Below are 19,592 nucleotides of genomic sequence, written 5' to 3'. Positions count from 1 at the left end.
AGCGATAGTGTCCGGTGCCATGCCAGCGTTGACACCGGATGAGATCAGCGCGATCGACACCGCGCACATCTGGCACCCCTACAGCACGATCGGCTCCCAGGCATTGCCGCCGGTGGTGGCAGTGGCAGCCAAGGGCGCCTGGCTCACCCTCGTGCATGACGGCAGGTCCGTCGACGTGCTCGACGCCATGAGTTCGTGGTGGACGGCGGTGCACGGGCACGGTCACCCACGACTCGACGCCGCGATGAGTGCCCAGCTGGCCACCATGAACCACGTCATGTTCGGTGGACTGACCCATGAGCCGGCCGCCCGGCTGGCCCAGCTGCTCGTCGAGATCACCCCGGCGGGCCTGGAGTCGGTGTTCTTCAGTGATTCGGGCTCGGTGTCGGTGGAGGTGGCCGCCAAGATGGCACTGCAGTACTGGCGCAGCCGTGGCTTGCCGGCCAAACACCGGCTGATGACGTGGCGCGGCGGCTATCACGGCGACACGTTCACCCCGATGAGCGTCTGTGACCCCGACGGCGGCATGCACTCGATCTGGACCGATGTCCTGGCCCGGCAGGTGTTCGCACCGCAGGTGCCCGGCGAGTACGACCCCTCCTACGTGGCGGACTTCGGGCGGCAGCTCGCCGAGCATGCCGGCGAGCTGGCTGCGGTGATCGTCGAGCCGGTCGTCCAGGGGGCCGGCGGTATGCGCTTTCACGACCCGCGCTATCTCACCGACCTACGACGGCTGTGCGATGAGCACGGTGTGCTGCTCATCTTCGACGAGATCGCCACCGGATTCGGACGTACCGGTGAACTGTTCGCCGCCGATCACGCCGGGGTCACCCCCGACATCATGTGCGTGGGCAAGGCGCTCACGGGCGGGTATGTGACGCTGGCCGCCACCCTGTGCACGGGTGATGTCGCGGCGACGATCAGCGCGGGGGAGCCGGGCGCCTTGATGCACGGACCCACCTTCATGGCCAATGCGCTGGCCTGTGCGGTGTCGGTGGCCGCGGTGGAACTGCTGCTGGAGGGTGACTGGCGGGCCCGGGTGCGTGAGATCGAGGCCGGGTTGCGGGCCGGGCTCGAACCGGCGCGATCACTGCCCGGTGTGGCCGATGTGCGGGTGCTCGGCGCCATCGGCGTCATCGAGATGCGCGAACCCGTCGATATGGCCATCGCCACCCGCACCGCGATCGAGCACGGTCTGTGGCTGCGACCGTTCGGCAGGCTGGTCTACGCGATGCCGCCCTTCATCTGTACCCCCGACGAGATCGCCGGTATCGGTGCGGGCATGGTCGGCGTCGCGCGTGCACTAACCTGAACGGTGTTCAAGTGTCGAAAGGACGTCCAGTGACGCGCACCGGTCTTTCCCCGCTGGCCTGGCTCGCCGAGGTCGAGGCACAGCGCCGTGCGCAGGGGCTGCGCCGATCCCTGCGGGTGCGCCCGCCGGTGGGCACCGAGCTCGATCTGGCCTCCAACGACTATCTCGGGTTGTCCCAGCACCCCGCCGTGCTCGCAGGTGGCGTCGAGGCGCTGCGCACCTGGGGTGCCGGTGCCGGCGGCTCGCGGCTGGTCACCGGGAACACCGAGCTGCACGAGGAATTCGAAGCCGAGCTGGCATCGTTCACCGGGGCCGAATCGGCGTTGGTGTTCTCGTCGGGTTACACCGCCAACATCGGCGCCATCACGGCGCTGACCGGTGCGGGCTCGTTGCTGGTCTCCGATGCGCTCACCCATGCCTCCATCGTGGATGCCTGCCGGCTGTCGCGGGCCAGGGTCGCGGTGACACCGCATCTCGATGTCGTCGCCGTCGAAGCGGCGTTGTCGGGGCGCGCCGAGGAACGGGCGGTGGTGGCCACCGAATCGGTGTTCAGCACCGACGGTGGCCTCGCCCCGCTGCGTGAACTGCACGAGGTGTGCCACCGGTTCGGTGCGCTGCTGCTGGTCGACGAGGCACACGGGCTCGGTGTCCGCGGCACCGGTGGTCAGGGGCTGCTGCACGAGGTCGGTCTGGCCGGCGCGCCGGACGTCGTCATGACCACGACGTTGTCCAAGGCACTGGGCAGCCAGGGCGGTGCGGTGCTCGGACCGGCTGCGGTGCGTGCCCATCTCATCGACACGGCGCGCACCTTCATCTTCGACACCGGGCTCGCGCCGGCGGCCGTCGGCGCCGCGCTGGCCGCACTGCGCGTCCTGGAGGGCCAGCCGCAGCTGGCCTCCGCGGTGCTGGAGCGCGCCGCCGAACTCGCCCGGATCTGCGATGTGGCCGAGACACCCACCTCGGCGGTCGTCTCGGTGATTCTGGGCGACCCCGAGGTGTCCGCCGCCGCGGCCGCGGCCTGCCTGGAACGCGGGGTGCGGGTGGGCTGTTTCCGGCCGCCCTCCGTCCCGGCCGGCACCTCCCGACTACGGCTGACCGCCCGCGCCGCCCTCACCGATGACGAGATTGCTGTGGCGGCAGGGGTTCTCGCCGAGGTTCTCGGCCTGCAGCGATGACTGTCCTGATCGTGACGGGTACCGATACCGGGGTCGGCAAGACGGTGACGACGGCGGCGCTGGCCGCGGCCGCCCGGCTGGCCGGTATCGATGTGGCGGTGTGCAAACCGGTGCAGACCGGATCTGCGGACGGTGACGACGATCTGGGTGAGGTACGCCGGCTCTCCGGGGTCGACGCGCTGCACGGGGGCTGGCGATATCCCGAGCCGTTGGCGCCGGTCGCGGCGGCCGCAAGGGCCGGACTGCCGTTGCCTGACCGCGACGAGCTGGTGGCCTCGGTGCGGGCCGCCGACGCGCCGGGGCGATTGACCATCGTCGAAGGTGCCGGTGGCCTGCTCGTCGAGATGGGTGCCGGCGGGGTGACGCTGCGCGATATCGCCGCCGAGGTGTCCGCGCCGGTTCTGGTGGTGGTGTCACCGGGGCTGGGCACCCTCAACCACACCGCGCTGACGTTGGAATCACTTGCCGGACAAGGCATTGCGTCGGCCGGACTGGTGATCGGCGCGTGGCCGGCCGAACCCGGCGTCGCCGAGCTGGGCAACCGGGAGGCGCTGGCGGCGCTGGCCGATGTCCGTGCGGTGTTGCCCGCGGGGGCCTCGGCGCGCACCTCGGAGGACTTCCGGGCGCTCAGCGTCGAGGCCTTCGACCGGAACTGGATCGCGAGCCTGGTGTAGCCATGGTGCACTCGGTCGAGCTGACTCTCGATGCAGGCGCCGATGCCGCCGTCCGTGATGTCTGGCAGGCGCTCGCCGTCGCCGGGGCGCCCAGCCAGGCGGCCCACCGCTCGCCGAGCAACCGCCCGCACGTGACCGTCACGGTCTCCGCCCGGATGTCCGCGGCGGTCCACGATGATCTGGCCCCGCTGCTGGGCTCGCTGCCGTTGCCGTGCAGGCTCGGCGCACCGATCATCTTCGGCCGCGGTCCCTACACGCTGGCGTTGCTGGTGATCCCGTCCGCCGGGCTACTGGACCTGCACGCACAGGTGAACCGTATCTGCCTGCCGCACATGGAGTCCGGACCACTGCGGCATGCCCAGTCCGGGCAGTGGACCCCGCACGTCACGCTGGCGCGCCGGCTCGGTGCCGACCTGTTGGAGCGGGCGCTGGCCGTGGCGGGCACCGGAACCGATATCGAGGGTTCGTTCACAGGGCTGCGGCACTGGGACGGCGATGCCCGTCAGGAGCACCCGATTGTGCTGCCCGGCTGAAAGGCAATGCTTGGTCAGAATGGTGGCGGGTCTGGGTCACCGGTCCTGACGACATGGTCGTGGAGAACGTCGTCTTGTGTGGTGGTGGCCCTGATCGCGCTGTCTCGGATCCGCTCTTTGGCGACCTGCTCGAGGGCGCGTTGGAGTTGGTTGCGTGCGCGTTCGGTGTTGATGCGTTGGGCGCGGTCTTGGGCGCGGGTGCGTTGTCGGACCGGCATCTTGGTGTCGCGGTCGGTGTCGTTGATGAGGGTGATGGCGCGTTTTCGTGGGATGGGTGTCTGGATGTTCCAGTGCGGGAACAGGATTGCCGCGCCGGGAGCCTTTGCGTAGGTGTGTCCGGTGGGTGCGCTCCAGTGGATGGTGCCGTCGGGTTGGGCGGTGGGTGTCCAGCCGCCGAAGGTTTTGACCAGATGGTGCAGGCGGCATAGTGGCCCGAGGTTGCCGGGGTGGGTGGCTCCGGCCGGCCATGGGGTCAGATGATCCAGGTCGCAGCGGTGTGCGGCGCGGTTGCAGCCGGGGAAGCTGCAGTTCATGGCGCGCATGCGGACGAACGCGGTCAGCGCGGTCGAGGGCCGGTATCGGGGTTCGGCGGGGAGGTCGGCGATCTCCGATAGCAGTTTAATGGTGGCGCCAGCGGCGATGAGTTCGGCGAGCATCGCGGCGGGAATGATGGCGCCGTCGAGCGTGACGCCGGGGCTGGGGTTGCAGGCCGCGGGCTTGGTGGGTTGGGTGCTGGCAGCCGGCGCGTCGGGTTCTGACTCCGCGGCCGGAGTCTGCGGCTGTCGCCCGGCAGTCTGCTCCTCTTGCTCTTGCTCTTGCTCTTGCTCTGGCGCGGCCTCGGTCGCGGTGGGCTCGGAGTCCGGGGTGCCCGCAGCGCCCGGCGTCGTCTGCCGCGGGCGGTCTTCAGCCGCGGCGGGCACCTGGTCGGTGAGCGCGTAGATGGTGAGTGCGCCCGCGCGTGGGTCTTTACCGCTGCCCGCACACTCAGCGTCCCCGCACTCGCAGGCCAGGCGCTCCAGGGCGGGCCCGACCACACCCAATGCGGCCAGGGCCGCGGCGCGTAGTTCCCCGCGCTTGCGGGGATCATTGGCGCAGACCGTGTCGGCGAGGTCGTTGAGCCTCTGCTCCAAGATCTTCTTGTCGGTGACGCGTAGCCGCCCCCAGAACGAGGCCACCCCGTTGGGGTCGTCCTTGTCGTCGAACTCGACGTAGAGGTCTTTGGCGGCCCGTTTGGAGCGCACGACGGCGTCGGGGTCGAATTTCTCCACCCACAGATCCACCGCCCCGATCAGTTGTTTCTCCGAATGCGCCCCGTACTGGTTGGCTTCGGCGGCGATGGCGGTGTCGATCAACCCCAGCGCGTCCTCGTCGACGACGAGGTGGGTGCGCCAGGTGATTGCATCGATCACCCTCGCCGAGATGACTCCGGTGGCGAACAGGGCTGAGGTGCGGGGCAGCCGGTCGCGCAACGCTTGGGCGATGCGCATCTGCTTGGACGCCGCATGCGAGTTCAGGTTGCAGGCCGCCGACACCGCGGCCTGCGCCCACGCCCACCCATCGATGACCTGATGGGCGACCACATCGTCTTCGTCATCGCACTGGCGGGCCACCACCTCGCCGATCAGGGCCAGTCGCTGCGCGGCGGCCCTCGCCTCGGTCTGGGTCATGGTGGTGACCGCGGAGATGAGCGCCTCATCGCTCAACCCGGCGAGTGCGCCACGATCCAAGACTTCGAACATATGTGCGATTGTACCGACCTGGTCGGACATGTTCGGCGCCGAAGAACCGAGTTATCGGACCGCCGCGTCCCGGTGTGCCGCCATGCCGTCGATGAGCAGGTTGAGGCCGAATGCGAACCGGCGGCCGGCGTCCTCGGAGAGCGTCGACTGGCCTTCCGGCAGTTCGGCGCCCGCGGCGTCCCACTGCAGGCGGGACTGTTCATCGACGGTGAACCCCAGCACGTAGTAGACGACGGTGCGGGCGGCCAGCGCGCAATGCTGTCCGTCGACGCCGGATTCGGCCACCGCCGCGGACAGGCGGTCGACGACCCGCGTCATCGCCTCGGATTGCCAGGCGGCGAAGCTGGCCGAGACCAGTTCGGCGCCGTCGGTGTGCGACAGCAGTGCGTCCCGTAGCCGGTGGCAGTCCCCGGACACCTGCTCGCGCCAGGTTCCGGACGGGTCCGGTTGCAGCGCGGGCGCCAGAATCCGGTCGGCCACCGCGCCGAGCAGTTGCTGCTTGTTGGCGAAATGCCAGTACAACGCGCCGGGGCTGACGTTGAGCTCGCGCGCGAGCCGGCGCATGGTCAGATCGGCGATCCCGAAATTGTCCAGGATCGCCGTGGCGGCGTCGACGAGGTCACGTTTGTGCAGCTGCACGGAGGTAGCCTAACCTGAACACCGTTCAATGGTCAGCAGTGAGGGAGACGTACCGGTGACGGACATTCTGGTTCAGGCGCGCGAGCAGGTCTTGGAACGCGGCGTCGGCCTCGATCAGGAGCAGACCCTGCAGGTGCTGCAGCTGCCCGACGATCAGCTCGACGCACTGCTCGAACTGGCCCACGAAGTCCGGATGAAGTGGTGCGGTCCCGATGTCGAGGTCGAGGGCATCATCAGCCTCAAGACCGGCGGTTGCCCCGAGGACTGCCACTTCTGTTCGCAATCAGGTCTTTTCGCCTCCCCGGTGCGCAGCGCGTGGCTCGATATCCCGAGCCTCGTCGAGGCCGCCAAGCAGACCGCCAAGACCGGTGCCACCGAGTTCTGCATCGTCGCCGCGGTGCGCGGCCCGGATGAGCGGTTGCTGTCACAGGTCGCCGCGGGCATCGAGGCCATCCGCAACGAGGTCGACATCCAGATCGCGTGCTCGTTGGGCATGCTGACCGAGGAGCAGGTGCAGCGGCTCGCCGATATGGGCGTGCACCGCTACAACCACAACCTGGAGACGGCGCGCTCGTTCTTCACCAATGTCGTGACCACCCACACCTGGGAGGAGCGCTGGGACACCCTGCGCATGGTCCGCGAGGCCGGTATGGAGGTCTGCTGTGGCGGCATCCTGGGCATGGGCGAGACGCTGGAGCAGCGCGCGGAATTCGCCGCCAACCTGGCCGAGCTGAACCCGCATGAGGTGCCGCTGAACTTCCTGAACCCGCGCCCGGGCACACCGTTCGGTGACCTCGAGGTACTGCCGGCCGCCGACGCCCTGCGGGCGGTCGCGGCATTCCGGCTGGCGCTGCCGCGCACCATGCTGCGCTTCGCCGGTGGCCGCGAGATCACCCTCGGCGATCTGGGCGCCAAGCAGGGCATCCTGGGCGGTATCAATGCCGTCATCGTCGGCAACTACCTCACCACCCTGGGCCGGCCGGCCGAGGCGGATCTGGAACTGCTCGACGATCTGCAGATGCCGATCAAGGCCCTGAACGCGACGCTGTAGCTCGCGCGGTAAGACTGACAGTGTGATGAGTAGCGAGCTTGCGGCCCTGCCCGCGCCCGTCGGTGCCGGTGTCTTCAACGTCTACACCGGTGCCGCGGCGGGCACGGTAATCCCGACGGCGGCTCAGCTCGGTTTGGAGCCGCCACGGTTCTGCGCCGAATGCGGCCGCCGGATGATCGTCCAGGTCCGCCCCACGGGGTGGTGGGCGAAGTGTTCGCGGCACGGTCACGTCGATTCCACCGATCTGGACACCCAGCGATGACGAATTCTCTTGGTGCACCTGCTGTTTCCAAACGCACCGCGGCCCTCCGGATTTTCCTGGGCCTGCTCGCCGCCGGCGCGGTGGTCGGCGCGCTGTGGGCGTGGCTGGCGCCGCCGATCCAGGGCGTCGTCGCGCTGACCCGGGCCGGCGAGCGGGTGCGGGCCTATCTGGGCAATGACTCCGACCACTTCTTCCTCGGTGCATTTCTGCAGGCCGGTCTGCTCGGCGTGCTCGCCGTGGTGGCGACCGTGCTGGTGTGGCAGTGGCGGGCCCATCGCGGTCCCGCTCAGTTGGTGGCACTGGCGGCAGGTATGGCCGCCGCCGCCGGCGCTGCGGCCGGTGTCGGTGCGGCACTTGTGCACTGGCGCTACGGCAGCATCGACGTGGATGCCGCGCCGGTCACCGAGGCCAACCGGGTGCATTACGTATCGGAAGCTCCTGCGGTGTTCTTCGGGCACGGGCCGTTGGTGATTGCCGCCGGCATCCTGTTGCCCGCCGCGGTCGCCGCGTTGACCTACGCCCTGCTGACGGCCTCGGCCTCACGTGATGACCTCGGCGCCTGGCCGCCGGTGGAGTACGCGGGCGTGTACCCCCCGATTCCGGTGGCGGCGACGCCGTCCACCGAGTTTGCCGACCCCGCGCAAACGTAGCCCCCACAGATCGCGGGTACCGAGGTAGATTGACGCGCGCACAGCTGCATCACAGCAAAATGGCAGCCGCGATAATTACCTGTGAGTGAGGTCCCGTCATGCCCATGCTGGAGTACAAGTCGACGCCCGCGTGGTTGCAGGCGTCCCGGCGCAAGATGGTCGACCGGATTCCGGTCACGACCATGCGGCAGTTCCTCTACCTCTCGATGATCCGTAAGCGGGGCAATTTCACCGACCCGAAGACCTTCAACGAGAAGGTGAACTGGCGAATCTTCAACGACCGCCGGGACCGGATCATCAAGGCCTGCGACAAGATGTGGATGAAGGAGATGGCCCGGGAGGCCTACCCGAGTCCTGATCTGCGCATCCCGGCCACCTACTGGTCCGGCGCCGACCTGCGCGAGGCCCCGGATCTGACATCGCTACCGCCCTGGGTACTCAAACCCAACGCGAGCAGTGGGCGAGCGCTGTTCGGGCCCGATCCGCAGACGGATCTGGCCGATCTGCTCCGGCAGACCAGCACCTGGTTCGACGAGACGCCGCTGGAACTGGGCGAGTGGGGTTACAGCGAAGCCCGCCCGCATCTGCTGCTGGAGGAGCGCATCCCGACACCGGACGGGCGGGCACCCGTCGACTACAAGTTCTTCGTCTTCGACGGCCGCATCGAGCTGATCCAGGTGAACCGCGGCAGGTTCGGCAAGCACCAGACCACGACGTTCCTGGACGCCGACTGGCGGCAGCTGCCGGTGCGCTGGCGGATTCAGCCGGTGGCCGATGAGCAACGGCCCGCCGAACTGGACAAGATGATGGAGATCGCCTCCACACTGGGCGCCGACTGGGACTTCATCCGGGTCGACCTGTATGCCGTCGACGGCGACGTCTGGTTCGGCGAGTACACCCCGTACCCGGGCAGTGGGTTGCTGCGCTACAAGCCGATGAGTTTCGACCTGGAGCAGGGCCTGCAGTGGAAGCTGCCGACGCTGGCCGAGGTGCAGCGCGGCCGGCCCTGAGCCCGGCCGAGCATCGGATCGCTACCGGTCGAGCTCCGACAGCGGCAGACGATGCACCTTGCGCCCGGTCAGCACCTTGGCCGCGATGACGGCCAGCCGCGCCATCCCGGTGTAGGTCGACGGGTTGAACATGGTCGGCCACTTGGTGCGGGCCAGGTGCTCACCGAGCGGGCGGCCGGCGAAGCGATCCGAGAGCCAGCGCAGCGCCATCGGCGCCGACATCGGGTGCAGCAGCAGATGCTCGCTGAACGCGTCGCGGTGATAGGTGACGTGGGCGCCGCCGGAGGCATAGGTTTCGGCGAGCTCGTCGATCCCGTCGACGGAGATGATCTCGTCGTGCACGGCCTGGATGATGAGCACCGGCGGGGTGGGCACCGCGACACCGAGCTTGATGTCGGCGAAGACGTGCTGCACCTCTGGGGTCGAGAGGATCTGTTCCAGCGGCTGATCGAGCATGTCGCCCATATCGGTGCGCCACAGCCGCACGATGGCCTCGACGGTGGTCATGTGGTGCAACCGGTCCAGCAGGGCCCGGCCGTTCTCGCTGGCGTGCTCGGCGATGATCCGCTGAAGTCCCGGGTAGACGTCGGCGAGAGCGGCGACCACCAACGCGGGCAACGCCGAGGCGAAGGTGCCGTTGAGCTTGCGGAAGGTGCGCCCCAGATCGCCGACCGGCGAACCCAGGACAGCGCCGACGATGTTGAGTTCGGGTGCGTAGGTGCCGCTCATCTCGGCGGCCCATGCGCTGGCCAGACCGCCACCGGAATAGCCCCACAACCCGATGGGCGCCTTATCCGACAGCGTCAGTTGCTCGGAACCCAAGGCCGCACGCACCCCGTCGAGCACGCGGTAGCCGGGTTCGTACGGGGTGCCCCAGTTGCCGTTGACGCCTTCGTGGTCGGGGACGGACACCGCCCAGCCCTCGGCGACGGCCGCGGCGACCAGCAGCATCTCGAACTGCGGCACCGAGCCGGGTGCCACCGCATGCCGGCGCAGCGCATAGGACGGGAAGCAGCGCGATGAGATGGCATCGATGGCGCACTGGTAGGAGACGAGCGGACAGATGCGCTCCGGTCCCCGTTCGGCGGGCATGACCACGGTGGTGGCGGCCGCTTCGGGGTTGCCGTTCATATCCGTGGTCCGGTACAGCAGCTGTACCGCGCGCACCTGCTGGGGGATCAGTCCGAGAAAGGCCAGTTCGACGTCCCGGCTGCGCAGCACGGTGCCCGGGGTGGCGTGCTGGAAGCCGGCCGGGGCGAGGTAGAACGGATCATCCTTGGGCAGCTGTGGGCGCGCGGAGCGGTCCAGCGCCTCGTGCGGGACGGCTCCGATCCATTCGGCGTCGGGCGCGGCCGCAGTGCTGCCAAAGTCCATCCGGGCATTGTTGCCTAAGAAGGGTCTAAGAATCCAGTCCGACTCACCCCGGCGGGCGTAATGCGGCAAATTCGTCGGTGACCCGGTAACGGGATTCGGTGAACCGGTACAGCGCCGCGGGCCGGCCACCGCTGCGCCCCGAGCGTGCGGTGGTCCCGGTCCTGGTGATGACGTTGCGCCGCTCCAGCACGCGCTGCAGATTGGTCGCATCGACCGGGTGCCCGAGCGCGGCACTGTAGATGTCGCGCAGCGCTGACAGCGCAAACTCTTTGGGCGCCAAGGCAAATCCGATGTTGGTGTAGGACAGTTTGGCGATCAACCGAGAGCATGCGTTGGCCACCATGGTGCCGTGATCGAAGGCCATCGGCGGCAGGGCGGACACCGGGTGCCAGCGGGTGTCCGGTGGCAGCTCCGGGGTGGCGGGGGAGGGCACCAGCCCCAGGAAGGTGGAGGCGATGGTGCGCGGACCCGGTACCCGGTGCGGGTCGGAGAACACCGCCAACTGCTCGAGATGTGTCAGTTCGCGCAGGTCGACCTTCTCGGCAAGTTGACGGCGAACCGAACTGATCATGTCCTCGTCGTGTCGCAGCTGTCCGCCGGGCAGCGCCCAGGCGCCGCGCTCCGGATCCATGGCCCGTTCCCACAGCAACACGCTGAGCTGCGGGTTTTTGGTGGACAGTTGACGAACCTGGAGGACGACGGCGAGCACCTCGTGGTCGGTGCTACGATATGGCATGTTTTCGATTGTAAGTCGAAAACCTCCATTGGCACAAAGGAGACTGCCATGACGGTCCTGGATCGCACTGCAGCGCACGACAGCGTTCTCGCCGCACGCATCGTCGACGGCCCCGGCGGCTACGCCGGTGTGGTGGGCGACGGCCAGTGGGCGGCCGAGGTCCGCCGGCTGGCGAACCTGCGCAACGCCACGCTGCTCGCGCACAACTACCAGTTGCCCGCCATCCAGGACGTCGCCGACCACGTGGGCGATTCGCTGGCGCTGTCCCGCATCGCGGCCGAGGCCTCCGAGGACACCATCGTGTTCTGCGGTGTGCACTTCATGGCCGAGACCGCCAAGATCCTGGCGCCCGCGAAAACGGTGCTGATCCCGGATCAGCGCGCCGGCTGCTCACTGGCCGACTCGATCACCGCCGACCAGCTCCGCGAGTGGAAGGACGAGTTCCCCGACGCCGTCGTGGTGTCCTACGTGAACACCACCGCCGCGGTGAAGGCGCTCACCGACATCTGCTGCACCTCGTCCAACGCGGTCGAGGTGGTCGCCTCGATCCCTGAGGACCGCACCGTGTTGTTCTGCCCGGACCAGTTCCTCGGCGCCCACGTCCGGCGCGTCACCGGCCGCAAGAACCTGCACATCTGGGCCGGCGAATGCCACGTGCACGCCGGGATCAACGGTGACGAGCTCGCCGACCAGGCCCGTGCCCATCCGGACGCCGAGCTGTTCGTGCACCCCGAATGCGGTTGCGCCACATCGGCTCTGTACCTCGCGGGTGAGGGAGCGGTCCCGGAGGACCGGGTGAAGATCCTGTCCACCGGTGGCATGCTCGACGCCGCCCGCGAGACCAACGCCCGCCAGGTGCTGGTGGCCACCGAGGTCGGCATGCTGCACCAGTTGCGCCGCGCCGCACCCGATGTCGAGTTCCTCGCGGTCAACGACCGGGCCTCCTGCGGCTACATGAAGATGATCACCCCGGCCGCGCTGCTGCGCTGCCTGGTCGAAGGCGCCGACGAGGTGCACGTCGACCTGGAGACTGCCGAGCTGGCGCAGGCCAGTGTGCAGCGCATGATCGAGATCGGGCAGCCCGGCGGCGGGGAATGACCGCCGTCTCGGCATCCTGTGGGGGAGCCGGGTACTGGCAGCAGCGCGCTGACGTCGTGGTCATCGGCACCGGTGTCGCCGGACTGGTGGCCGCGCTGGCCGCGGTCCGGGAGGGCCGCAAGGTCGTGGTGCTCTCCAAGATTGCCGAGACTGCCACGTTCTATGCCCAGGGCGGTATCGCCGTCGTCCTGCCCGATTCCTTCCGCGAGGGCGGAGATTCCGTGGAGGCGCATGTCGCCGACACCGTGGCGGCCGGTGGTGGGCTGTGCGATGTGGACGCCGTGCGTTCCATCGTCGCCGACGGCTACCTGGCGGTGTCCGACCTCGTCGATGCCGGGGCCCGATTCGACGAGTCCGCACCGGGGCACTGGTCGCTGACCCGCGAGGGCGGGCACAGCCGGCGCCGGATCATCCACGCTGGCGGGGACGCCACCGGTGCGGAAGTGCAGCGCGCGCTCGATCACGCCGCCACCCACCTGGATATCCGGCGCAACCACGTCGCCCTACAGGTCTGTCACGACGGCGACCAGGTGACCGGCGTGCTGGTGCACAGCGGTGACGGGCCGGGCATCGTGCATGCGCCGTCGGTCATCCTGGCCACCGGTGGGCTCGGCCATCTCTACGCCGCCACCACCAATCCCGACGGATCCACCGGCGACGGTGTTGCGCTCGCGTTGCAGGCCGGGCTGAGCGTCACCGATATCGAGTTCGTCCAGTTCCATCCCACGATGTTGTACACCGGGCCGGCCGGCGGGCGCCGCCCGTTGATCTCCGAGGCGCTGCGCGGTGAGGGTGCCGTTCTGGTGGACCGCCAGGGCAATTCGATCACCGCCGGGGTGCACCCGCTGGGCGACCTGGCACCGCGTGATGTGGTCGCGGCCGCGATCGACGCACGACTGCGGGAGACCGGCGACCCCTGCGTGTACCTCGATGCCACCGGTATCGACGATGTGCGCCGGCGTTTCCCGACCGTCACCGCGGCGTGTCTGGCCGCCGGCGTGGACCCGGCGGCACGGCCGATCCCGGTGGTGCCCGGCGCGCACTACAGCTGCGGCGGGGTGCGCACCGATGTGCACGGGCGCACCGAACTGGCCGGGCTCTTCGCCGCCGGTGAGGTCGCGCGCACCGGTATGCACGGCGCAAACCGGTTGGCGTCCAACAGCTTGCTCGAAGGTCTGGTCGTCGGCGGCCGGGCCGGGCGTGCCGCCTCGATGCACTCCCAGGAGTCCGGACCGACCACAGCGGCCGCACCGGCCGCGGTGCGACTGCCCGTGCTGGCGCGAGATGCGCTGCAGCACGCCATGAGCCGGCACGCCTCGGTGGTGCGCGACGCCGATGGCCTGCAACAGCTGACCGCGATGCTGGCGGACGCGCCACAGCGTGCCGTCGCCGACCGCGGCACCGCCGAGGACGCCGCGCTCACCATGACGGCACGCGCCATCGCCGCGGCCGCGCTCGCGCGTATCGAATCACGCGGCTGCCATCACCGCGGTGACCATCCCGAAACCGATGCCGCACAGGCGGTCAGCATCTCGGTGCGCACAGATGCCGCCGGTGCCCCCGCCGTCGCCGCCCCGGTCGGGGCCGGCTGATGACGCACATGACCGAAGGAGCGCAGGTGACCACCACGACAGGACTGTCGGCAGCCGAACTCGTCGAGGCCAGGGCCATCGTCGCCCGCGCTCTGGAAGAGGATCTGCGCTACGGGCCGGATGTCACCACCCTGGCGACAGTGCCCGCCGACGCCACCACGACCGCCTCGATGGCGACCCGCGAACCCGGTGTCATCGCCGGTGTCGACCTGGCCCTGCTGGTGCTCGACGAGGTGCTGGGCGCCGATGGCTACACCGTGCTGGACCGGGTACAGGACGGTGCCCGTCTGGAGGCCGGTCAGTCTCTGCTGCGCGTCACCGCGCCCGCGCAGGGACTGCTCACCGCCGAGCGCACCATGCTCAACCTGGTCTGCCATCTGTCCGGTATCGCGACCGCGACGGCGCACTGGGTGGATGCCGTCGAGGGCACCGGAGCCAAGATCCGGGACACCCGCAAGACGTTGGCCGGGTTGCGATTCCTGCAGAAGTACGCGGTCCGGGTCGGCGGCGGGGTGAACCACCGGATGGGGCTCGGTGATGCCGCGCTGATCAAGGACAACCATGTCGCGGCGGCCGGCTCGGTGCTGGCCGCCCTGCACGCCGTGCGGACCGCCGCGCCGGACCTGCCCTGCGAGGTCGAGGTCGATTCACTGGAGCAACTCGACGATGTGCTGGGCGCCGGGGTGGAACTGATTCTGCTGGACAACTTCCCGGTGTGGCAGACCCAGATCGCGGTGCAGCGCCGCGACACCCGGGCACCGGCGACCCTGCTCGAATCCTCGGGCGGGCTGTCGTTGGAGTCAGCGGCCGACTATGCCGGGACCGGAGTCGACTACCTGGCCGTCGGAGCCCTCACCCACTCGGTGCGGGTGCTCGATGTTGGCCTGGACACCTAAGCGGGTGCGCCGCGGCGCACCAGGGACAGCACGACGGCCGCTGCCGCGAACATCGTGGCGATGACGCGGTTCAGGATCGTCTGCTGGCGCGCGTTGTGCAGCCAGTTCATCAGCCGGCCGGCCAGGCCGGTGTAGAAGCCCATCACCACGATGTCGACGACGATCATCGTCAGCCCGATGGCCAGGTACTGGGGCAGCAGCGGCGCCGCCGGCACCACGAACTGCGGCAGCGCCGCCAGGAAGAACACCAGTCCCTTGGGGTTGGTGGCGTTGACCAGAAATCCGCGCGCCACCAGACCGCGGCGGCTGCTGCCGGTCGGAGCGCCGAGTTGTTCGCGCAGATCGCGCGGGGCGGTGCGCCACTGACGGATTGCCAGATACGCCAGGTAGGCCACCCCCAGCCACTTGATCACGGTGAAGGCCAGCGCCGACGCCGCGACGATCGCACCCACGCCGGCGGCCACCAGCGCCAGTTGCAGCATCAGACCGATCTCCAGGCCGAACACGCTCCACCAGCCGCGCCGCAGCCCCTCGGTCATCCCGGTGGCCATCGATTGCACCGCGCCTGGGCCCGGCGCCACGCTGATCACGATCGCCGCGCCGAGGAAAGCCAGCCACACCTGCCAGGTCATGGAGAAAGTGTGGCAGGTTCGGTCAACCGAGATTTCAGGCGATATCGGCGACGAGGACCCCGGTCTTGCGGGCCATCACGCGAGCGATGAAGGGCAGCGACGGATCTTTGGTACCCGCCGGCAGGACCCGCGGATTCACCAGGTGCAGGTTCTTGCGCGACACCAGGATGTCCGCTTCACCGGCGGCCAGCACGTTCTTCACCCAGTTCGTCTTGCCGTGGATCAGTCCGATGGCCAGGGTGTGGCCCTTGCGGTAGGCCGTGACCGGGGTTTCGTACCGGGTCCCGGAGGTGCGCCCGATGTGCGTGATCACACTCATCCCGGGCAGCTTCCTGCTGATCGGTGTCATCAGCGGATTGATGTACTTGATCTGGAAGTTCTCCAGCGCCGGCGGTACCAGCATCGGCACGCCGGAGGCGTTGTTGGGATGTTGCTTACGTGACGGCGACGCGGACATGACGGCTCCCGAATTCGATTTGGCCTGCTCTGGGACAATAGACCCGTGACGTCACCACGATCCCTCATGGCCCGCATCGATCTGCGGGGTGCGGACCTGTCCGCGGCCCGGTTGCGGACGACGCTGCCGCGCGGCGGCGTCGACGTGGACTCGGTGGTTCCGAAGGTCCGTCCGATCGTCGACGATATCGCCGCGCGCGGCGCGATCGCAGCTCTGGAGTACGGCGAGAAGTTCGACGGGGTGCGCCCCGAGACGGTGCGGGTGGCAGACGAGAAACTGCAGGCCGCGCTGTCGGATCTGGACGCCGACGTACGCGCCGCCCTCGAGGTGGCGATCGACCGGACCCGCATCGTGCACGCCGATCAGCGCCGCACCGACACCACCACGACGCTGGCGCCGGGCGCCACGGTCACCGAGCGCTGGGTGCCGATGGAACGGGTCGGGCTCTACGTACCGGGCGGCAACGCCGTGTATCCCTCCAGTGTCGTGATGAATGTCGTGCCCGCCCAGACCGCCGGGGTCGAGTCGCTGGTGATCGCCAGCCCGCCCCAAGCCCAGTTCGGCGGCCTGCCGCATCCGACCATCCTGGCCGCGGCCGCGCTGCTGGGTGTCGACGAGGTGTGGGCTGTCGGCGGTGCGCAGGCGGTCGCCCTGCTGGCCTACGGCGGCACCGACACCGACGGGGCCCCACTCGCCCCGGTGGACATGATCACCGGGCCGGGCAACATCTACGTCACCGCCGCCAAGCGCATCTGCCGGTCCCAGGTGGGCATCGACGCCGAGGCCGGTCCCACCGAGATCGCCATCCTGGCCGACCACACCGCCGATCCCCGGCACATCGCCGCCGACCTGATCAGTCAGGCCGAACACGACGAGATGGCCGCGAGCGTGCTGGTCACCGACAGTGTCGCACTCGCCGATGCCTCCGACCGCGAGGTGGCCGCGCAGTTGGAGACCACCGTGCACCGCGAGCGGGTGACCGCCGCGCTCACCGGCAGGCAGTCCGCGATCGTCCTGGTCGACGATGTGGCCGCCGGGGTCCGGGTCGTCAACGCCTACGCCGCCGAACACCTGGAGATCCAGACCGAGGATGCCGCGGCGGTCGCAGGCCGGATCCGTTCGGCGGGCGCGATATTCGTCGGTGCCTGGTCGCCGGTCAGCCTCGGTGACTACTGCGCGGGTTCCAACCACGTGCTGCCCACCGCCGGCTGCGCACGACACTCCAGCGGACTGTCGGTGCAGACCTTCCTGCGCGGTATCCATGTCGTCGAGTACGACGAGGCCGCACTCAAAGATGTTGCCGGTCATGTGATCACGCTGTCGAAGGCAGAGAATCTGCCGGCCCACGGCGAGGCTGTCCGGCGGAGATTCGAAAGGTAGGAATGGCCAAGATCACGCTCGACGATCTGCCGCTGCGGGACAACCTGCGCGGTAAGACGCCGTACGGCGCGCCGCAACTGTCGGTGCCGGTGCGGCTGAACACCAACGAGAACCCGCATCCGCCCACCAAGGCGCTCATCGATGATGTGGCCGAGTCGGTGCGGGACGCCGCATCCGATCTGCACCGGTATCCCGACCGGGATGCCGTCGCCTTGCGGACCGACCTGGCCGCCTACCTGAGCGGCCAGACCGGTATCGAGGTCTCGGTCGAAAATGTCTGGGCGGCAAACGGATCCAATGAGATCCTGCAGCAGATCCTGCAGGCGTTCGGCGGGCCGGGGCGCAGTGCGATGGGTTTCGTGCCCTCCTACTCGATGCACCCGATCATCTCCGACGGCACCCAGACGTCGTGGCTGGAAGCCGCGCGCGCCGAGGATTTCGGCCTGGACACCGACGTCGCCGTCGCCGCGGTGGCAGCCCAGGCGCCCGATGTGGTGTTCCTGGCCAGCCCGAACAACCCGTCGGGGCAGAGCGTTTCGCTCGACGACCTGCGCCGGGTCCTCGAGGCCGCCCCCGGTGTGGTGATCGTCGACGAGGCCTACGGCGAGTTCTCCTCGCAGCCCAGCGCGGTGCAGCTGATCGCCGACTACCCGGCCAAACTCATCGTCACCCGCACCATGAGCAAGGCTTTCGCCTTCGCCGGCGGGCGGCTGGGCTACCTGATCGCCGATCCCGCGGTGATCGATGCCCTGCTGCTGGTCCGGCTGCCCTATCACCTCTCGGTGCTCACCCAGGTCGCCGCCCGCGCGGCGCTGCGGCACGCCGATGACACCCTGGGCAGCGTCGCCACCCTGATCGCCGAGCGCGAACGCGTCGCCGCGGCGCTGACCGGCATGGGTTTCCGGGTCATCCCCAGCGATGCCAACTTCGTGTTGTTCGGGGGATTCGCCGACGCACCCGCGGTCTGGCAGCGCTACCTGGACGCCGGGGTGCTGATCCGCGATGTCGGCATCCCCGGGTACCTGCGCACCACCATCGGCCTGATCGACGAGAACGATCTACTGCTCGACGTCAGCGCCACGATCGCCGAATCGGGCGTCCTCGGCACCGTCTCGGCACCCACAGCCCACCTGCAAGGAGCCTCATGACCCGTCGAGCGAGAGTCGAACGCAAGACCAGGGAGTCCGACATCGTCGTGGAGATCGACCTCGACGGCACCGGCAAGGTCGACATCGACACCGGCGTGCCGTTCTTCGATCACATGCTCACCGCGCTGGGCAGCCATGCCAGTTTCGATCTCAGCGTGCAGGCCCGCGGCGATATCGAGATCGAGGGCCACCACACCGTCGAGGACACCGCGATCGTGCTCGGACAGGCCCTCGGCCAGGCGCTGGGGGACAAGAAGGGCATCCGGCGCTTCGGTGACGCCTACATCCCGATGGACGAGACCTTGGCGCACGCGGCCGTCGACGTCTCCGGCCGCCCCTACTTCGTGCACACCGGCGAACCGGAGTACATGGTGGAGTTCACCATTGCCGGCTCCAGCACGCCGTACCACACCGTGATCAACCGGCACGTCTTCGAATCGCTGGCCTACAACGCGCGCATCGCACTGCACGTGCGCACCCTGTATGGCCGCGATCCGCACCACATCACCGAGGCGGAGTACAAGGCCGTGGCCCGCGCGCTGCGCCAGGCGGTGGAGTTCGATCCGCGGGTGTCCGGCGTGCCGTCCACCAAAGGCACCCTGTAGACGTGGGGAGTTCGCGAAGAGTTGTGGTGCTGGACTACGGGTCCGGCAACCTGCGTTCGGCGCAGCGCGCCCTGGAGCGCACCGGTGCCGATGTCGAGGTCACCGCGGATCCGGGCGTGGCGTTCGAGTCCGACGGTCTGGTGGTTCCCGGCGTCGGCGCCTACGAGGCCTGCATGACGGGCCTGCGCGATATCGGCGGGGAACAGATCATCGCCAAGCGCCTGGCAGCGGGCCGTCCGGTGCTCGGCGTCTGCGTCGGTATGCAGATCCTGTTCACCCGTGGCGTCGAGTTCGGGGTACAGACGCAGGGCTGCGCCCAGTGGCCGGGAGCGGTGACCCGACTCGATGCCCCGGTGATCCCGCACATGGGCTGGAACGTCGTCGACGCGCCCGCCGAGAGCACCCTGTTCCGCGGCCTCGACGCCGACACCCGGTTCTACTTCGTGCACTCCTACGCGGCTCAGACCTGGGAGGGTGATCCCGGCGCGCTGCTCACCTGGGCGACGCATCAGGTGCCGTTCCTGGCGGCCGTGGAGAACGGGCCGCTGTCCGCCACCCAGTTCCACCCCGAGAAGAGCGGCGACGCCGGTGCGACGCTGCTGCGCAATTGGGTCGACAGCCTCGGCTGA

At 69.0% G+C, this 19,592-nt stretch carries 21 protein-coding genes; 15 read left to right on the top strand and 6 right to left on the bottom strand.

The window, feature by feature from the left end; genetic code table 11:
* Positions 1-19: 19 nt before the first annotated feature.
* The 4 genes from EXE63_RS30140 to EXE63_RS30125 are packed head-to-tail and all read left to right on the top strand — an operon-like array spanning position 20 to position 3,694.
* Positions 20-1,312: an adenosylmethionine--8-amino-7-oxononanoate transaminase gene (locus EXE63_RS30140; protein WP_168144987.1), complete on the top strand. Its 1,293-nt coding sequence runs from the start codon at positions 20-22 to the stop codon at positions 1,310-1,312.
* 29 nt (positions 1,313-1,341) lie between these two features.
* On the top strand, positions 1,342-2,487 hold the full coding sequence (locus EXE63_RS30135) for an 8-amino-7-oxononanoate synthase (protein WP_168144986.1): 1,146 nt from the start codon (positions 1,342-1,344) through the stop codon (positions 2,485-2,487).
* Positions 2,484-3,161, top strand: a complete 678-nt coding sequence (gene bioD / locus EXE63_RS30130) for a dethiobiotin synthase (RefSeq protein WP_168144985.1) — start codon at positions 2,484-2,486, stop codon at positions 3,159-3,161. Before EXE63_RS30135 ends, bioD begins: the two co-directional genes overlap by 4 nt.
* A 2-nt stretch (positions 3,162-3,163) precedes the next feature.
* Positions 3,164-3,694 (top strand): 2'-5' RNA ligase family protein, encoded by a 531-nt coding sequence (locus EXE63_RS30125; protein WP_168144984.1) that lies wholly within the window; start codon positions 3,164-3,166, stop codon positions 3,692-3,694.
* Between the two features lie 14 nt (positions 3,695-3,708).
* Here EXE63_RS30125 and EXE63_RS30120 read toward each other — a convergent pair whose 3' ends face one another.
* Both EXE63_RS30120 and EXE63_RS30115 read right to left on the bottom strand, forming a co-directional pair.
* Positions 3,709-5,433, bottom strand: a complete 1,725-nt coding sequence (locus EXE63_RS30120) for an HNH endonuclease (protein WP_168144983.1) — start codon at positions 5,431-5,433, stop codon at positions 3,709-3,711.
* 51 nt (positions 5,434-5,484) lie between these two features.
* A complete protein-coding gene (locus tag EXE63_RS30115) occupies positions 5,485-6,072 on the bottom strand; it encodes a TetR/AcrR family transcriptional regulator C-terminal domain-containing protein (RefSeq protein WP_168144982.1) in 588 nt (195 codons plus the stop codon).
* A gap of 55 nt (positions 6,073-6,127) precedes the next feature.
* On the opposite strand from EXE63_RS30115, the gene bioB reads away from it, so the two are divergent.
* The 4 genes from bioB (at position 6,128) to EXE63_RS30095 (ending at position 9,045) form a co-directional block, all read left to right on the top strand.
* A complete protein-coding gene (gene bioB, locus EXE63_RS30110; RefSeq protein WP_105363733.1) occupies positions 6,128-7,123 on the top strand; it encodes a biotin synthase BioB in 996 nt (331 codons plus the stop codon).
* Between the two features lie 25 nt (positions 7,124-7,148).
* Entirely contained in the window at positions 7,149-7,385 is a 237-nt protein-coding gene (gene bsaP, locus EXE63_RS30105; protein ID WP_234904321.1) for a biotin synthase auxiliary protein BsaP, read from the top strand.
* Complete coding sequence (locus tag EXE63_RS30100) at positions 7,382-8,035, top strand: DUF2567 domain-containing protein (protein WP_210000130.1); 654 nt, start codon at positions 7,382-7,384, stop codon at positions 8,033-8,035. The genes bsaP and EXE63_RS30100 overlap by 4 nt, the downstream gene beginning before the upstream one ends.
* A 98-nt stretch (positions 8,036-8,133) precedes the next feature.
* Positions 8,134-9,045 (top strand): ATP-grasp fold amidoligase family protein, encoded by a 912-nt coding sequence (locus tag EXE63_RS30095; protein ID WP_168144979.1) that lies wholly within the window; start codon positions 8,134-8,136, stop codon positions 9,043-9,045.
* Between the two features lie 21 nt (positions 9,046-9,066).
* Here the strand turns inward: EXE63_RS30095 and EXE63_RS30090 are convergent, their stop codons facing one another.
* Together EXE63_RS30090 and EXE63_RS30085 are read right to left on the bottom strand one after the other, a co-directional pair.
* Positions 9,067-10,419, bottom strand: coding sequence for a lipase family protein (locus tag EXE63_RS30090; RefSeq protein ID WP_168144978.1), 1,353 nt, complete (start codon positions 10,417-10,419; stop codon positions 9,067-9,069).
* Between the two features lie 43 nt (positions 10,420-10,462).
* Positions 10,463-11,155: an NUDIX hydrolase gene (locus tag EXE63_RS30085; protein ID WP_168144977.1), complete on the bottom strand. Its 693-nt coding sequence runs from the start codon at positions 11,153-11,155 to the stop codon at positions 10,463-10,465.
* Between the two features lie 48 nt (positions 11,156-11,203).
* Between EXE63_RS30085 and nadA the strand changes: the two genes are divergently transcribed.
* The 3 genes from nadA to nadC are packed head-to-tail and all read left to right on the top strand — an operon-like array spanning position 11,204 to position 14,741.
* A complete protein-coding gene (gene nadA / locus EXE63_RS30080; protein WP_057165186.1) occupies positions 11,204-12,253 on the top strand; it encodes a quinolinate synthase NadA in 1,050 nt (349 codons plus the stop codon).
* The gene (locus EXE63_RS30075; protein WP_168144976.1) at positions 12,250-13,845 is read left to right on the top strand and encodes an L-aspartate oxidase; all 1,596 of its coding nucleotides are present in this window, start codon (positions 12,250-12,252) and stop codon (positions 13,843-13,845) included. The genes nadA and EXE63_RS30075 overlap by 4 nt, the downstream gene beginning before the upstream one ends.
* A gap of 26 nt (positions 13,846-13,871) precedes the next feature.
* Complete coding sequence (gene nadC / locus EXE63_RS30070; protein ID WP_234904320.1) at positions 13,872-14,741, top strand: carboxylating nicotinate-nucleotide diphosphorylase; 870 nt, start codon at positions 13,872-13,874, stop codon at positions 14,739-14,741.
* On the opposite strand, the gene EXE63_RS30065 is transcribed toward nadC, so the two are convergent.
* Positions 14,738-15,373: a LysE family transporter gene (locus tag EXE63_RS30065; RefSeq protein WP_168144974.1), complete on the bottom strand. Its 636-nt coding sequence runs from the start codon at positions 15,371-15,373 to the stop codon at positions 14,738-14,740. The genes nadC and EXE63_RS30065 overlap by 4 nt on opposite strands.
* Before the next feature lie 34 nt (positions 15,374-15,407).
* Positions 15,408-15,830: a nitroreductase family deazaflavin-dependent oxidoreductase gene (locus EXE63_RS30060; protein WP_168144973.1), complete on the bottom strand. Its 423-nt coding sequence runs from the start codon at positions 15,828-15,830 to the stop codon at positions 15,408-15,410.
* Positions 15,831-15,896: 66 nt separating this feature from the next.
* Between EXE63_RS30060 and hisD the strand changes: the two genes are divergently transcribed.
* Genes hisD through hisH form a run of 4 tightly spaced genes read left to right on the top strand, consistent with a single transcriptional unit; the run spans position 15,897 to position 19,592 of the window.
* Positions 15,897-17,210 (top strand): histidinol dehydrogenase, encoded by a 1,314-nt coding sequence (hisD, locus tag EXE63_RS30055; protein WP_168145858.1) that lies wholly within the window; start codon positions 15,897-15,899, stop codon positions 17,208-17,210.
* Between the two features lie 2 nt (positions 17,211-17,212).
* Positions 17,213-18,358: a histidinol-phosphate transaminase gene (locus tag EXE63_RS30050; RefSeq protein ID WP_168144972.1), complete on the top strand. Its 1,146-nt coding sequence runs from the start codon at positions 17,213-17,215 to the stop codon at positions 18,356-18,358.
* Positions 18,355-18,963 (top strand): imidazoleglycerol-phosphate dehydratase HisB, encoded by a 609-nt coding sequence (gene hisB, locus EXE63_RS30045; protein ID WP_168144971.1) that lies wholly within the window; start codon positions 18,355-18,357, stop codon positions 18,961-18,963. The genes EXE63_RS30050 and hisB overlap by 4 nt, the downstream gene beginning before the upstream one ends.
* A gap of 2 nt (positions 18,964-18,965) precedes the next feature.
* On the top strand, positions 18,966-19,592 hold the full coding sequence (gene hisH, locus EXE63_RS30040; protein ID WP_168144970.1) for an imidazole glycerol phosphate synthase subunit HisH: 627 nt from the start codon (positions 18,966-18,968) through the stop codon (positions 19,590-19,592).

The sequence above is a fragment of the Mycolicibacterium frederiksbergense genome (assembly GCF_012223425.1).
Lineage (GTDB): Bacteria > Actinomycetota > Actinomycetes > Mycobacteriales > Mycobacteriaceae > Mycobacterium > Mycobacterium frederiksbergense.
This window is presented reverse-complemented; position numbering and strand designations above follow the sequence as displayed.

Bases quoted from the DNA above. Each gene is read 5' to 3' on its own strand.
- EXE63_RS30140 (WP_168144987.1), top strand. From the start codon at position 20: ATGCCAGCGTTGACACCGGATGAGATCAGCGCGATCGACACCGCGCAC.
- hisD (WP_168145858.1), top strand. From the start codon at position 15,897: ATGGCCCGCATCGATCTGCGGGGTGCGGACCTGTCCGCGGCCCGGTTG.
- EXE63_RS30085 (WP_168144977.1), bottom strand. From the start codon at position 11,155: ATGCCATATCGTAGCACCGACCACGAGGTGCTCGCCGTCGTCCTCCAG.
- EXE63_RS30120 (WP_168144983.1), bottom strand. From the start codon at position 5,433: ATGTTCGAAGTCTTGGATCGTGGCGCACTCGCCGGGTTGAGCGATGAG.
- bsaP (WP_234904321.1), top strand. From the start codon at position 7,149: ATGAGTAGCGAGCTTGCGGCCCTGCCCGCGCCCGTCGGTGCCGGTGTC.
- EXE63_RS30075 (WP_168144976.1), top strand. From the start codon at position 12,250: ATGACCGCCGTCTCGGCATCCTGTGGGGGAGCCGGGTACTGGCAGCAG.
- bioD (WP_168144985.1), top strand. From the start codon at position 2,484: ATGACTGTCCTGATCGTGACGGGTACCGATACCGGGGTCGGCAAGACG.
- EXE63_RS30095 (WP_168144979.1), top strand. From the start codon at position 8,134: ATGCCCATGCTGGAGTACAAGTCGACGCCCGCGTGGTTGCAGGCGTCC.
- hisB (WP_168144971.1), top strand. From the start codon at position 18,355: ATGACCCGTCGAGCGAGAGTCGAACGCAAGACCAGGGAGTCCGACATC.
- EXE63_RS30125 (WP_168144984.1), top strand. From the start codon at position 3,164: ATGGTGCACTCGGTCGAGCTGACTCTCGATGCAGGCGCCGATGCCGCC.
- EXE63_RS30050 (WP_168144972.1), top strand. From the start codon at position 17,213: ATGGCCAAGATCACGCTCGACGATCTGCCGCTGCGGGACAACCTGCGC.
- nadA (WP_057165186.1), top strand. From the start codon at position 11,204: ATGACGGTCCTGGATCGCACTGCAGCGCACGACAGCGTTCTCGCCGCA.
- EXE63_RS30100 (WP_210000130.1), top strand. From the start codon at position 7,382: ATGACGAATTCTCTTGGTGCACCTGCTGTTTCCAAACGCACCGCGGCC.
- EXE63_RS30065 (WP_168144974.1), bottom strand. From the start codon at position 15,373: ATGACCTGGCAGGTGTGGCTGGCTTTCCTCGGCGCGGCGATCGTGATC.
- EXE63_RS30090 (WP_168144978.1), bottom strand. From the start codon at position 10,419: ATGGACTTTGGCAGCACTGCGGCCGCGCCCGACGCCGAATGGATCGGA.
- EXE63_RS30060 (WP_168144973.1), bottom strand. From the start codon at position 15,830: ATGTCCGCGTCGCCGTCACGTAAGCAACATCCCAACAACGCCTCCGGC.